The following is a 13,832-nucleotide window of genomic DNA, read 5'->3' as shown; positions in this document are numbered from 1 at the left end:
CTTCAAGGGCGATCCTCGTCGGGGGCGGCAGGGTTCAGGGCTGCGCCGGCAGGCGGCCCGCGGCCAAGTACTCAGTCATGTTGGGGTACGACAGTGGACGGCAGTACAGAAAGCCCTGCATCACATGGCAGCCCTGAGCGGACAGGGCCCGGGCCTGTTCCTCGGTCTCCACGCCCTCGGCCACCAGTTGCAAACCCAGGGCCAGCCCCAGCTGGATGATGGCCCCGGTGATAGCCGCGTCGCTGGGATCGCTGATCATGTCCCGCACGAAACTCTGGTCGATCTTCAGCACGTCGATGGGCAAGCGCTTGAGGTAGGCCAGGCTGGAATAGCCCGTGCCGAAATCATCGATGGCGATGCTCACCCCCAGGGCCTTCAGGTCGCTGAGCAAGTCACAGCTGTGCTCGCCGTCCTCCAGCGCCAGGACCCCTTCGGTAATTTCCAGTTCCAGGGCCCGGGGTTCGATGGCGCTTTCCGCGAGGGCCTGCTTGACCAGATCGAGAAACTGCGGATCGGAAAACTGCAGCGGCGAGATGTTCACGCTGACGCTGATGGCATGCCCCTGTTCATTCCATTGGCGGATGGCCTGGCACGCCTGGCGCAACACCCAGCGCCCCAGGGGCACGATCAGCCCGCAATCCTCGGCCAGGGGAATGAACTCGGCGGGAGAAACCATCCTGCCGTGCTCATCGCGCAAACGCAGCAGGGCTTCGACGCCGACCACCCGCTGCAGGCGCAGGTCGACCTTGGCCTGATAGAACACCTCGAAGCGCTCCTGCTCCAGCGCGGTGCGCATCTCCCGTTCCAACTGATGCCGGGCACGCACCCGCTGATGGGTCGAATGGTCGAAGAAGCGGTACTGGCCGCGCCCCGCCTGCTTGGCCTGGTGCGCCGCGGCGTCGGCGTGCTGCAACAGGGACTCGGCGTCCAGGCTGTCATCGGGATAGACGCTGACGCCGATGCTGGCGGTCAGGTCATAGCGCGAAGGGCCGATCACCAGCGGCTGGGCGATGGCCTGCATGACCCGCTCGGCGCATTCGCTCAAGTCGTCCACGGCGTTCAGCTCGGGCACCAGCAGCATGAACTCATCGCCGCCCTGGCGGCTCAGAGTGTCGGTCAGGCGGCAGCAATGGCGCAGGCGCTGGGCGATTTGCTGAAGCACCGCGTCGCCTTCGCGATGGCTGCTGGTGTCGTTGATGACCTTGAAGTGGTCGATGTCGATCGACAGCAAGCCCACCAGCCCCTGGCCCGCGGCGGCCTGGCGAATGGCCTGTTCAGTGCGGTCGTGCAGCAACTGACGGTTGGGCAACTGGGTCAGGGGGTCGTAGTTGGCCAGGCGCCGGGACTCTTCGCCGAGCTTGATGTGGGCCTCGACCCGCGCCCGAGCGATGGGCACGTTGATCGGCTTTTGCAGAAAATCGGCGCCGCCCAGGCGCAGTGCGCGCAATTCGTGCTCGGTCTGGCGGTGCGAAGTGACGAAGATCACCGAGGCCTGGGACAGCCGCGGGTCGGACTTGATCAGCTCGCACACCGAATAGCCGTCCATGTCGGGCATTTCGATGTCCAGCAGAACAATGTCCGGATGGCATTGGCGGGCCACTTCCAGAGCCTGGCTTCCCTGGGTCGCGACATAGACCTCGCCCAGGTCCTGAAGCGCCTGGCCGAGTATCCGCAGGTCATTGACCTGATCGTCCACGATCAGAATGATCGGCTGGTGATTGAGCATCACACTGGTCCCTCTGTCCGGCTCCCTGAGATAAAACTCTCCCCCCGGCCAGAAGAATCCTAGACCAAGATCCACGGCACAACGCCGCTACCTTGGTATAGATCGGCCAGCCGGCGCTGTTAAAGGCTCAAGCTAATGAGACGCAGTTGCACCTGCTCGATCCATGCCCTGGATCACCCGCAGCGGCTGAGATTTTGCTGGGCGAAATATTTTTTCTCGACCCTGCATCCAGATGCCCGGCTCGGGGGTAGTTCCCATGACAGTTCTGAAAACTGCCGAACCTATCCCCGATGGAGAGCCACCATGCACGCCAGACAACGTCTTCTCTGCCTCAGCGCAACCTTGACCATCGCCTGCCTCGGCGCCCTGCCTGCGGCCCAGGCGCAGAGCGCATTACCCGACAGCATCAAGGTGCCGGACGGCCACAAAGTGGCCCTGGAAACCGTAGGCACCGGTGAAATCACCTACGAGTGCCGGGACAAGGCCAATGCACCGGGCGAGACCGAGTGGTTCTTCGTCGGCCCCAAGGCGGTGCTCAGCGATCGCAGCGGCAAGGTGCTGGGTGACTACTTCGGTCCACCGGCCACCTGGCAGGCCAAGGACGGCTCGAAGATCACCGGGACCCAGGTCGCCGTGGCGCCGTCCAGCCCCGGCAACCTGCCCTATCAACTGGTCAAGGCCAATCCGGCCGAGGGCAAGGGGCTGATGAGCGGCGTCAGTTACATTCAGCGAGTGGCCCTCAAGGGTGGCGTGGCCCCCGGCAGCGCGTGCACCGCCGCCAACAAGGGCGCCCGCGAAACAGTGCAATACCAGGCGGACTACATCTTCTGGGCAGCCCGCTGATTCGCTACGCAAGAGGCCAGGCCCGGCATTGGCAACTGGTCTACGCTGCTGACAGCCACCGCGCCGCCAGGCTGGCGGTGGCTGTCATCTGTCGCAGGTAAATGCCCTTGTCTCTACCCGAACCCCTGTTTGACCACGCAGGCTGTATCGCCGCTTGTGCCCGAGGTGAGCGCCAGGCCCTGGAAGCCCTCTATCGCGAGGAAGGGCCTCGGCTGCTCGGCGTCGCCAAACGCCTGGTACGCGACACGGCCCTGGCCGAAGACATCCTGCACGACGCCTTTATCCGAATCTGGCAAGGCGCAAGCGGTTTCGATCCCGAACGAGGCAGTGCCCGCGGCTGGATGTTCAGCATCACCCGGCATCTGGCGCTGAATTTTTTGCGGCGCCATGGCCGCGAGGTACCGATTGAAGAACCTTATGCCGATCACCTGGAAACCCTTGACGGGGCGGCCATGAACCCGCCACCAGCCACCGCGCTGGCTGACGCCGGACAGCTTCAGCATTGCCTGGGGCAACTGCCCTCGCAGCGCCGCGAGTGCCTCCTGCTGGCCTATCTGGACGGCTATTCACACATCGAGATTGCCGCCAGGATGGCCACCCCGCTGGGGACGGTCAAAGCCTGGATCAAGCGCAGTCTCAGTGCTTTGCGCGAGTGCCTGGGATGAATACCGGCCCACGGGACGACAGCGATCCCGCGCTCCAGGCCCTGGCCAGTGAATATGTCCTGGGCACCCTGGACGCCGAACAACGTCGCCTGCTCGAACAGCGCCTGCCCCATGAGCCCGCCCTGCGCGACGCCGTGCAAAGCTGGGAACAACGCCTGCATCCACTCACCGCGTTAGCCGCTCCGGTCACGCCGTCGCCCTGGCTTTGGCGGCGCATCGAACGCAGCCTGGAGCAAGAGCCGGCCTCTTCCAGCAACCGCAGGCGCTTTAACCCCCTGGCGCTGTGGCGCGGATTGGCCGCTGCCGGCCTGGCCGCCAGTGTCCTGTTGGCCAGCCTGCTGTTGCTGCGCCCCGCCCCCGCTCCCGGCTACCTGGTGGTGCTGGTCGCCCCCCAGGACAAATCACCCGGCTGGGTGGTGCAGGCCAGTGGCACCCGGGAGCTGCAGTTGATTCCACTGGGCAGCATCGAGCTGCCGGCGGACAAGGCCCTGGAGTTCTGGACCAAGGCCGACGATTGGCAGGGCCCGGTGTCTCTGGGACTGGTCAAGCCCGGCCAGCCGCTGCGCGTGCCGCTGGATCACCTGCCGCCCCTGCAAACCAATCAATTGTTCGAACTGACCCTGGAGGACCGCCAAGGCTCGGCGCTTGGCAGGCCCACCGGCCCGGTGCAGTTCATAGGTCGCGCGGTAAAAACCCTGTAGCCAGGACAAAACCATCCTCGACCCGGCGTGGCCAGCCCCAGGCCAGCGAGCCGTGTTCGAGGATTGACAAAGCCCGCGCGGGCTTTTAAAACTGTGCGCCTGATTTCAGAGTCTGCCCCAGCCATGTCCCAAGCCCCGACCCTCGATTCTCGCGCCATTGGCCTGCTGGCCAAGGTCGGGACCTGGGTGGCTTGCACCTCTAAATCGAAGAAACAGTCGCTCATGTGACCGGGGCGCTGTGTCCCGTCAGATGAGCTGACAGGACATCAAGCGCAACGGACCTCCCCCCTGCTTACCGCCCTTCTACTCTTCTGACGACGACCCGACGGTCAACCTTCAGGAGAACACGCATGTCATCGTTTCAAGGTATCTGGGTCCCCATCGTCACCCCGTTCCACCAGGACGCCATCGACTTTGCCGCCCTGCGCCGGCTCAGTGCCCATCTGCTGGAAAGCGGCGTGGCGGGGCTGGTGGTCTGTGGCACCACCGGCGAAGCCGCGGCCCTGGACAAGGACGAGCAACTGGCGGTGCTCGATGCGGTGCTCGAACAGGCCCCCGCCGGGCGCGTCATCATGGGCCTGGCGGGCAACAACCTGAAATCGCTGCTGAGCCAGCAGCGGGAAATCCTCAAGCGCCCGGTGGCAGCCCTGCTGGTGCCCGCGCCCTACTACATCCGGCCCTCCCAGAGTGCCCTGGAAAGCTTCTTCCACAGCATCGCCGATGCCTCCAGCGTGTCGCTGATCGTCTACGACATTCCCTATCGCACCGGGGTCAACCTGGACAAGGACACCCTGCTCAACATCGTTCGCCATCCGCGGATCGCCGCGGTCAAGGACTGTGGCGGCAACCTGGACAAGACCCTGGCGCTGCTGGCCAGCGGCGCGGTGCAGGTCCTCTGCGGCGAGGACCTGCAACTGTTCAATGCCCTGTGCCTGGGGGCCTGCGGCGCCATTGCGGCCGCGGCGCACATTCGTCCGGAATTGTTCGTGCAGTTGCAGCGCCAGGTCATGGACCAGCAACTGGAAGCGGCCAGGGCCAGCTTCCGGCAACTGGTGCCCTTGATTCAGGCGCTGTTCGCCGAACCCAACCCGGCGCCGGTGAAGGCCCTGCTGGCCTATCAGGGCTTGATCGGGCCGCAGTTGCGCGCGCCGATGCAGGCATGCAGCGCCGAAACTGCGGCCCGCCTGCAAAACCTGCTGGCCGGCCTGCCCTGAAGGGCTCCTCCCCCGCTGCGTAGGAGCCGGGGTACCGGCGAAGAGCCGCGCAAGCCTTGCATTGGCCTTGCGCACGCTTTCGCTGGCGAGCCAGCTCCTGCGGGCCGGTGGCGCGGCAATCCCGCCTGCCGAGCGCTGCGGCGCGCGGAGACTGTCAGCGGATCGGCGGGATACGGATGTCGCCGGCCCGACACTGGGTCTTCACCCCTTTGCCGCACGGACCGAACTCCAGGTCCCGGGTCAGGCACACCCGCACCTCGGACAGCTCGGGACCGCTGCAGAGAATGGCGATGCCGTTTTCCGCGATCCCCGGGTTGCTCTGGCGAAACTGCTGGGCAATCTGTTTGGCTTCCAAGTAGCGCACCGTGGTCGAAGGCTGCAGCGCTTGCGGGATCTGCACCGTCGCCAGCGCCTTGTCCGCCGCGTCCAGGTAACCCATGCCCCCCAGGCCGCTGCAGGTGCCGTGCTTGGTCCACTCATGGTTCATCAGCTTGGCGGTGGGAAACAGGGTCAGGCCCTTGGCCCGCTCTTGCTGGGTCAATGGGGTCAGGGGTGGACAGGACTCGGGCCAGCCGCCCTTGGCGTATTGCGGCCACAGGCCGTGGAGGACAAACCCATAGCCCTTGCCCGAGCACTGTTCGTTCTCCGGGTGCATCAGACAGAAGGTCGGCGACCAGGACAAGGTCAGCAGGTAATAGTCGAAGGTGCCCGCCACCGAGTCCCGTTGCTGCCTGGGCTGGCGTGCATCGCTGATGCCCACCAGCCCCAGGCTCAGCACCAGGGTCGCCATCAGGGCAATAAACTTTTTCATCGTGACCTCTCCTTGAGGAATCGGATCGTCCCGGCCCCGCCATCAGGGTGGAGCCGACAGAAAACCGCTCCACCTTCTTGGCATGCCGGGGTTGCAGGAACATGACATGCGCCGCGCCTGTCCCGGTAATGCCGGTCAGGCGCGGCGGCGACAATACAACAGACGAGCGCCCAGGCGCGATCAGCGGTCGACATCCAGTGCCGCAACCTGCTCGGGCACGCTGACAAACACGCTGTAATGCGCACCCTCCATGGCCTCGAAGGCGATCAGCTTGTGCACCAGCGGTTCGCTGAGCACCTTGCCGGCATTGAGCAGCAACATGCCGTTGTCGGCATTGAGGTTGCGACGCAGGACCATCCCGGCCTGCAATTCCCGGGTGCCCACGACCCTGACGCTCGGATCGTCGACGGTCACGTCGCTCAGATAGGCGGCGCAGACCCGGACAAAGCTTTCCACCAGCTCGGGGTCGTACAGCCGACCGGCGTACTTGCGGATGAACAGCAGGGCTTCGTCGCTGTTCATGTGGCGCTCCAGGATCAGCCCGCACTGCAACTCGATGAAATCCACCGCCAGCTTGAGCAGGCGCGAGCCCCAGGGAATCGCCTCGCCCTTGAGGTGCCGGGGAAAACCGCTGCCATCCCAGCGCTCCTGGTGATGCAGGATCAGGCGTGCCGCGTCCTGCATCGGCTCCAGGGCCATCAGCACCGACTCGCTCTGCTCGGGATAGGCCCGATAGCGCTCCCGTTCGGTGTGGCGCAACAGGTCCGCGGGGGCGACCAGCATGGCATCGCTCCAGCTCAGCTTGCCGATGTTGTACAGGGCCGCGGCCATGGCCAGGTCGCGGCTGGCGCTTTCATCCAGGCCATGGGCTTTGCAACAGGCGCGCACCAGCTCGATGATCTTGCGGTTGGTCTGCTTGTCCGGCGGCAGGCGCAGGTTGGCCAGCAGCGAGAACACCTCGGTGGCGGTGACATAACTGTGCTTGAGCTCCTCATAGGCCAGGTCGAGCATGTCGGCGGTCTGCTGCAGCTCTGCGGTGCGCGACGCCACCCGCTGTTCCAGCCCGGCATTGCTGGCCTTGAGCTGGCGGTTCTGTTCCAGCACCAGCTGCTGCAGGCGCTTGAGTTCACGTTCCGCCTGCTGCTGCTCCAGCCCCTGACGCAGAATCAGCAGCAGTTCTTCGTCATTCCAGGGTTTGCTCAGGTACTGGTGGATCTGCCCCTGGTTGACCGCGTTGATGATGGTGCTCACGTCGGCGTAGCCGGTCAGCAGAATGCGCCGTGTTCCCGGATAGCCCTCGCGCACCCGGGCCAGCAAGGTGGCGCCGTCCATGTTGGGCATGCGCGCGTCGCTCATCACCAGGTCAACCGGACGCTGGGCGAGAATTTCCAGGGCCCTGGCGCCGCTGTCGGCCAGCACCACGTCATAGGGTTGGCCGCGCAGCAAGCGCCGCAGGCTGTTGAGAATCGATTCTTCGTCATCCACCAGCAACAGGCAGGGACGTCGGCCAGGTTCGACGGACTGCGGCTCTTCCATGTGATGAATCTCCCGGTGATCCTGCAGGTTGGCCGGCTCCCCAGAGAGGCCACCGGCCAACTGCTCGATTGTTGTGGCAATCCTAGTCAGCTTTTGCTTTCGCGCTCTGCTCCAAAGTAAAAAAAACCTCCACCCGCGCAGAACACAGTGACTATGCTCACAGCGTTGAACGCACGCTCTGGGCACTAGGGACGGTCCATGGATACTAGCTGCGACCCACAGACAACCGCGCAAGACGCCCCGGGCCCGCCCTTCGCGCGGGTCAACCGGCGGGTGCTGATCGTCGATGACAGCCCCGAGATCCACCAAGACTTCTACAAGATCCTCGCCCCCCGGCAGGCAGCGGACCTGGGCCAGATTGAGGAGCAGTTGTTCGGTCGCCCCGAGTACCGTCCCGCACCGACCTTCAGCCTGGATTCGGCGTTCCAGGGCCGCGAAGCCCTGGCCAAGGTCGAGGCGGCCCTGGCCCAGGGCACGCCGTATGCCATGGCCTTCATCGACATGCGCATGCCGCCGGGCTGGGACGGCCTGCAAACCATCGAACAGCTGTGGCTGGCCGACCCCGAGCTGCAAGTCGCCCTGTGCACCGCCTACTCCGACTACTCCTGGGAAGCCCTGGCCGAGCGCCTGGCCTTCGGTGATCGCCTGCTGATTCTGAAAAAGCCCTTCGACAGCCTGGAAATCCGCCAGATGGCCAGTGCCCTGACCTGGAAATGGCAGATGGCCCAGGATGCGCGGCACAAGCTCGACGATCTGCAGCGGGCCATCGAGGAGCGGGTCGCCGAGCTGCTCAAGGTTTCGCACCTGCTGCACTACGACGTGCTCACCGGGCTGCCCTCCAGCACCCTGCTGGGCGATCGCCTGAGCCAGGCCATGGCCCGGGCCCGGCGCTATGGGCAACAGCTGGCGGTGCTGTTCCTGGGCCTGGACCGCTTCAAGCGGATCAACCAGGCCCTGGGCTACCCGACAGGCGATGAACTGCTCAAGCGCATCGCCCAGGACCTGCAGCAAAGCATGCGCGAGTCGGACTCGGTGTTCCGCTACGGCTCCGACGAGTTCGTGGTGCTGCTGCATGACCAGCAGCCGCCACCCAAGGTGCGCAGCATCGCGCAAAAACTCCTGGCCACGGTGAGCCAGGTGCATGACATCGCCGGGTACGACCTGCAGGTCACCGCCAGCCTGGGAATCAGCCTGTTTCCCGAGGATGGCCAGGATGCCCTGACCCTGATCAAGAAGGCCGAGATGGCCATGCGCAACAGCAAGGACCAGGCACCGGGCAGCTACGGCTTCTTTACCGAGGACATGACCCACCGGGCCCGGGAACAGCAGCACCTGGAGTCAGGTATTCGCCAGGCCCTGGAACATCGGGAGTTTGTGTTGCACTACCAGCCAAAAATCCACCTGGCTTCGGGCCAGGTAGTGGGTGCCGAAGCGCTGATCCGCTGGTTCAGCCCGCAACGGGGCTGGGTCAACCCGGCCCGGTTCATCCCGGTAGCCGAGGACAGCGGCCTGATCAATGCCGTCAGTCAATGGGTACTGGGCGAGGCCACCCGCCAGTCCCGCGCCTGGCAACAGGCCGGGCTCGCACCGATCCGCCTGTCGGTCAACCTCTCGGCCAGCGATTTCCGCCAGCCGCAGTTGCTCGCGCAGTTGCGCAGTGCTCTGCAGGACAGCGGCCTGGACCCGACCTTGCTGGAGCTGGAAATCACCGAAGGGGTACTGATGCAGAACGTCGAGGCGACCCTGGCCATCCTGCTGGCCATCAAGAACCTGGGGGTGCGCCTGGCGGTGGACGATTTCGGCACCGGCTACTCCAGCCTCAGCTACCTGCGCAAGTTTCCGGTGGACGTGCTGAAGATCGACCAGTCCTTCATCCACGGCCTGAGCCACAACCCCAAGGATGCGACCCTGGTCAGCGCCATCATCCAGTTGGGACGCAACCTCAACCTGAACGTGATTGCCGAAGGGGTGGAGACAGAGCAGCAACTGGCCTTTCTCAACCAGCAGGGCTGCGAGGAAGGCCAGGGCTACTACTTCAGCAAGGCTTTGCCCGCGGCGGACTTCGCCCGCTTCCTGCAAGAGCGGGCCAGCCCCGCGGCAGAGGACCAGCCATGAACCGCGCAGCCCTTGCCCGCCGCCTGCGGCGTTGCCACCTGGGCGTGGCGCTCTGGTGCTTGCTCGGCATCGCCCTGCCAGCCATTGCGGCGCCCCTGGACGAACCCCTCAAGCCCCTGCCCGCGCCCCCCGACCTCGACCCCAGGCGCGTGGAACTGGGGCGCCGACTGTTCAACGAGCCGCGCCTGTCCCAGGACCACAGCCGCTCCTGCGCCAGCTGCCACCGGCTGGACCAAGGCGGCGCCGACAATCAGGCCAAGTCCCTGGGCATCAAGGGCCAGCTGACCCTGGTCAATGCCCCCAGCGTGTTCAACGCCGCGTTGAACTTTCGCCAGTTCTGGGACGCCCGCGCCGTCACCCTCGAAGCGCAGATCGACCAGGTGGTGCAAAGCCCGATCGAGATGGGCAACAACTGGCCCAACCTGCTGCGCACCTTGAGTGAGGACCCTGGCTACCGCCAGAGCTTCGCCGAGCTGTACCCGGATGCGCTGACCGCGGCCAACGTGCAGGACGCCCTGGCCAGCTACGAACGTACCCTGCTCAGCAGCGGCTCGCGCTTCGACCAGTACCTGCAAGGCAACACCGAGATCCTCAGCCTGGACGAGAAATACGGCTACCAGCGCTTCAAGGACTACGGCTGCATCGCCTGCCATCAAGGGGTCAATATCGGCGGCAACATGCTGCAGAAATTCGGTGTGATGGGCGACTATTTCGCCGCTCGGGGCAACCCCACCGAGGCCGACCTGGGGCGCTTCCTGATCACCGGCGACGAGCAGGACCGCAACGTCTTCAAGGTCCCCAGCCTGCGCAACGTGGCGGTGACCGCACCCTACTTCCACGATGGCTCGGCGCAGACCCTGGAGCAGGCGGTGGAGGTGATGTTCAAGTACCAGCTGGGCCGGACCCCGAGCCCCCAGGACACCGGCCTGATCGTCAAGTTTCTCAAGACCCTGACCGGGCAATGGCAGGACAAGCCCCTATGAAGCGGCCCCGCCTGCCCGTCACCCTGTTCACCCTGCTGATCCTCGGCCTGGTCCTGGCGCTGGCGTTCCTCTACCTGAAGACGGTCATCGGCCAGACGGCGAACTACGCCCTGTCCCGGGACCTGATCGGTCACATCAAGCAACTGAACGCCCAGTGGGAAACCGAGGTGCTCAAGTCCCGCATCGCCATCACCCATGACTACGATCCCCTGGTGCTGCCGGTGCAGCAGATCAATCGACTGTGGAGTCGCTTCGATCAGGTGTCGCAGCAGGAGCATGTAGACCCCCAGGGATGGCAGGCCAGTCATCAGGCCTTTCTCGCCGCGTTCCAGGAAAAGGCCGACCTGGTGGAGCGCTTCAAGTCCCACAACTCGGTGCTGCGCAACTCCCTGGCCTTCCTGCCCACCGCCGAGGACGACATCCAGGTCCGCCTGGCCGGTCTGGATGACGCCCAGCGCCTGGCGCAGCAGAGCATCGCCATCGACACCTACGACCTGCTGCTCAGCAGCCTGGAGTTCGCCCAGGTATCCAGCGACGACAAGGCCGCCGACATTCTGGTGGGGCTGAACAAGCTGGCGGTGAACAAGCAACGCCTGCCCGAGGCCATGCACGAACCGGTGGAAATCCTCAGCAACCACGTCTCGGTGATCCTGCGCGAACAGCCGATGGTCAACCAGCTGCTGGAGAAAATCACCTCGATCCCGGTGGCCCAGCGCCTGGACGAGATCAACGCCCAGCTCAACAGCGACCAGCTCCAGGCCGACCTGCAGGACCAGAAGTCCCATCAGTACCTGCTGCTGTTCTCGACGCTGCTGGTGCTGTTGATCCTCTATCTGCTGTTCCACCTGCTGCGCAGCTACGGAGTGATCCGCCGGGTCAACACCGCCCTGCAGAGCGCCAATGAACACCTGGAGCAACGGGTCGAGGAACGTACCCACGAGCTCAAGGAAGCCCAGAGCGAACTGCTGCACGCCGCGCGCCAGGCGGGCATGGCGGAAATCGCCACCAATGTGCTGCACAACGTCGGCAACGTGCTCAACAGCGTGAACATCTCCAGCGAACTGCTGAGCCGCACCCTGCGCTCCAGCAAGGCCCAGGGCCTGGGCAAGGCGATGCAACTGATCAACCAGCACCAGGGCGACCTGGGGCAGTTCTTCACTGAAGACGAAAAGGGCAAGCTGCTCCCCGGCTACCTCAACCAGCTGGTAGAGGCCATCGCCAGCGAGCAACAGGGCATGAGCGACGAGCTGGCCCAGCTCGGGCGCAGTATCGATCACATCAAGGAAATCGTCGCCACCCAGCAGTCCTATGCCGGCGCCTCGCGGCTGGTCGAACCCCTGCGGGTCAACGAACTGATCGACGACGCCCTGCGCATGAACTCCGGGGCCTTGGTCCGGCACCAGGTCAGGGTGGTCAAGGACTACGCCGAAGTACCCGAGGTGATGGGCGACAAGCACCGCATGCTGCTGATCCTGATCAACCTGATCAGCAACGCCAAATACGCCATGTCCGACCTCGACGAGCAGTCCCGCACCCTGACCATCCGCGTCCGGGTGCTGGAGGGACGGACTCTGCGCATCCAGGTTCAGGACCAGGGCGAAGGCATCGCCGCCGAAAACCTCACGCGGATCTTTGCCCACGGATTCACCACCCGCAAGGAGGGCCACGGCTTCGGCCTGCACAGTTGCGCCCTGGCCGCCATGGAGATGGACGGCCAGCTCAGCGTGCACAGCGACGGGCCGGGACTGGGCGCCACCTTCACTCTGGACATCCCGCTGATCGACGCCGAGAACCCCACATGGACTCATTGATCAACCGCCGGATTCTGCTGATCGACGACACCCCCGCGATCCACGAGGACTTTCGCAAGATCCTCACGCCGCAGACGGACAACGCCGACCTCGACGATCTGGAGGCGCAGCTGTTCGGCGCCCCGACCCGCTCCCGCCAGCAGCCCTTCGAACTGGACTCGGCCTACGGCGGCGAGGAAGGCCTGAACAAGGTGACCCAGGCCCTGGCGCAGCAGCGCCCCTATGCCCTGGCGTTCGTCGACATGCGCATGCCCCAGGGCTGGGACGGGGTGCAGACCATCGAACGGCTGTGGCAGGCAGACCCGCGCCTGCAGGTGGTGGTGTGCACCGCCTACTCCGATTATTCCTGGGAGGACCTGCTGGAGCGCCTGCAAGGCCACGACCGCCTGCTGATCCTGAAGAAGCCCTTCGACAATATCGAAGTCCAGCAAATGGCCAGCACCCTCACCAGCAAGTGGGAAATGACCGCCCGAGCCCTGCTGCAGATGCATCACCTGGAGGGCCTGGTGGCCCGGCGGACCGCGGATCTGGAGCGTGCCGGAACCGCCCTGCAACAGGAAATCGACGAGCGCAAGCAACTGGAGAACCAGCTGGTGCAGTCGGAAAAACTCGCCTCCCTCGGGCAACTGGCCGCGGGCGTGGCCCACGAGATCAACAACCCCATCGGCTTCGTCGCCTCCAACCTCGGCAGCCTGGGCGGCTACCTGCAACAGATCGGCCAGATGCTCAGCGCCTACCGCCAGAGCGAAGAAGCCATCGCCGCACCGGAAGTGCGCAAGCGCCTGCAAAGCCTGCGGGAGAGCATCGACCTGGACTTTCTCCAGGAAGACATCCCGCTGCTGATCAAGGAGTCCAGGGAAGGCATCGGCCGGGTCGAGCAGATCGTCAAGGACCTGAAGAACTTCTCCCGGGTCGACAGCGATCAGCAATGGCAACTGGCAGACCTGCAACAGGGCATCGATTCGACCCTGAACATCGTCGCCAACGAGATCAAGTACAAGGCCGACCTGGTCAAGGACTTCCACGAGCTGCCGCCGATCGAGTGCCTGCCCTCCCAGCTCAATCAGGTGGTGATGAACCTGGTGGTCAACGCCGCCCAGGCCATTGGGCCGGAACGCGGCACCATCACCCTGCGCAACGGCGTGGACGGCGAGCATGTCTGGCTGGAGGTGAGCGACACCGGCTGCGGCATCGATGCGCAGCACCTGCAGAAGATTTTCGACCCCTTCTTCACCACCAAGCCGGTGGGCAAGGGCACCGGCCTGGGGCTGTCGCTGTCCTACGGGATCGTCAAGAAACACGGCGGGCAGATCAGTGTCCGCAGCCAGCCGGGGGTCGGCAGCACCTTTCGCGTGGAACTGCCAATCCGCCAGGTCCCCCAGCCAGCGGCCGGCGACGTGGACTGAAGCGCCGCGCCCCTCCCTGGC

11 protein-coding genes are annotated in these 13,832 nt (G+C 64.9%); 8 read left to right on the top strand and 3 right to left on the bottom strand.

All coding sequences use genetic code 11. The features are described 5' to 3' along the window. Positions 1 to 34 precede the first annotated feature (34 nt). Positions 35 to 1,726 carry a bifunctional diguanylate cyclase/phosphodiesterase gene (locus DNK59_RS08385; RefSeq protein WP_110722907.1) on the bottom strand — a complete coding sequence of 564 codons (1,692 nt, stop codon included), beginning with the start codon at positions 1,724 to 1,726 and terminating at the stop codon, positions 35 to 37. A gap of 303 nt (positions 1,727 to 2,029) precedes the next feature. Here DNK59_RS08385 and DNK59_RS08380 point away from each other — a divergent pair, with 303 nt between their 5' ends. From DNK59_RS08380 to dapA, 4 genes are all read left to right on the top strand, one after another. Further along, on the top strand, positions 2,030 to 2,569 hold the full coding sequence (locus DNK59_RS08380; protein WP_110722906.1) for a DUF3455 domain-containing protein: 540 nt from the start codon (positions 2,030 to 2,032) through the stop codon (positions 2,567 to 2,569). A 107-nt stretch (positions 2,570 to 2,676) separates the two neighbouring features. Next, positions 2,677 to 3,234, top strand: coding sequence for a sigma-70 family RNA polymerase sigma factor (locus tag DNK59_RS08375; RefSeq protein WP_371920266.1), 558 nt, complete (start codon positions 2,677 to 2,679; stop codon positions 3,232 to 3,234). Further along, entirely contained in the window at positions 3,231 to 3,935 is a 705-nt protein-coding gene (locus DNK59_RS08370; protein WP_110722904.1) for an anti-sigma factor domain-containing protein, read from the top strand. Before DNK59_RS08375 ends, DNK59_RS08370 begins: the two co-directional genes overlap by 4 nt. A gap of 350 nt (positions 3,936 to 4,285) precedes the next feature. Beyond that, complete coding sequence (dapA, locus tag DNK59_RS08365; RefSeq protein ID WP_110722903.1) at positions 4,286 to 5,149, top strand: 4-hydroxy-tetrahydrodipicolinate synthase; 864 nt, start codon at positions 4,286 to 4,288, stop codon at positions 5,147 to 5,149. A gap of 154 nt (positions 5,150 to 5,303) precedes the next feature. Here dapA and DNK59_RS08360 read toward each other — a convergent pair whose 3' ends face one another. Both DNK59_RS08360 and DNK59_RS08355 read right to left on the bottom strand, forming a co-directional pair. Beyond that, complete coding sequence (locus DNK59_RS08360; protein WP_110722902.1) at positions 5,304 to 5,960, bottom strand: ribonuclease T2; 657 nt, start codon at positions 5,958 to 5,960, stop codon at positions 5,304 to 5,306. A 180-nt stretch (positions 5,961 to 6,140) separates the two neighbouring features. Then, positions 6,141 to 7,496 carry an HD domain-containing phosphohydrolase gene (locus DNK59_RS08355; protein WP_110722901.1) on the bottom strand — a complete coding sequence of 452 codons (1,356 nt, stop codon included), beginning with the start codon at positions 7,494 to 7,496 and terminating at the stop codon, positions 6,141 to 6,143. 198 nt (positions 7,497 to 7,694) lie between these two features. Between DNK59_RS08355 and DNK59_RS08350 the strand changes: the two genes are divergently transcribed. From DNK59_RS08350 to DNK59_RS08335, 4 genes are read left to right on the top strand one after another with little or no spacing between them, the layout of a single operon-like run. Beyond that, positions 7,695 to 9,611, top strand: coding sequence for a bifunctional diguanylate cyclase/phosphodiesterase (locus tag DNK59_RS08350; protein WP_110722900.1), 1,917 nt, complete (start codon positions 7,695 to 7,697; stop codon positions 9,609 to 9,611). Beyond that, a complete protein-coding gene (locus tag DNK59_RS08345; RefSeq protein ID WP_110722899.1) occupies positions 9,608 to 10,594 on the top strand; it encodes a cytochrome-c peroxidase in 987 nt (328 codons plus the stop codon). The genes DNK59_RS08350 and DNK59_RS08345 overlap by 4 nt, the downstream gene beginning before the upstream one ends. Beyond that, the gene (locus tag DNK59_RS08340) at positions 10,591 to 12,405 is read left to right on the top strand and encodes a DAHL domain-containing protein (RefSeq protein WP_110722898.1); all 1,815 of its coding nucleotides are present in this window, start codon (positions 10,591 to 10,593) and stop codon (positions 12,403 to 12,405) included. The genes DNK59_RS08345 and DNK59_RS08340 overlap by 4 nt, the downstream gene beginning before the upstream one ends. Continuing rightward, a complete protein-coding gene (locus DNK59_RS08335; protein ID WP_110722897.1) occupies positions 12,393 to 13,811 on the top strand; it encodes an ATP-binding protein in 1,419 nt (472 codons plus the stop codon). Before DNK59_RS08340 ends, DNK59_RS08335 begins: the two co-directional genes overlap by 13 nt. The last annotated feature ends 21 nt before the right edge of the window (positions 13,812 to 13,832 follow it).

It is taken from the genome of Pseudomonas sp. TKO26 (genome assembly GCF_003225665.1).
GTDB lineage: Bacteria > Pseudomonadota > Gammaproteobacteria > Pseudomonadales > Pseudomonadaceae > Aquipseudomonas > Aquipseudomonas saponiphila.
This window is presented reverse-complemented; position numbering and strand designations above follow the sequence as displayed.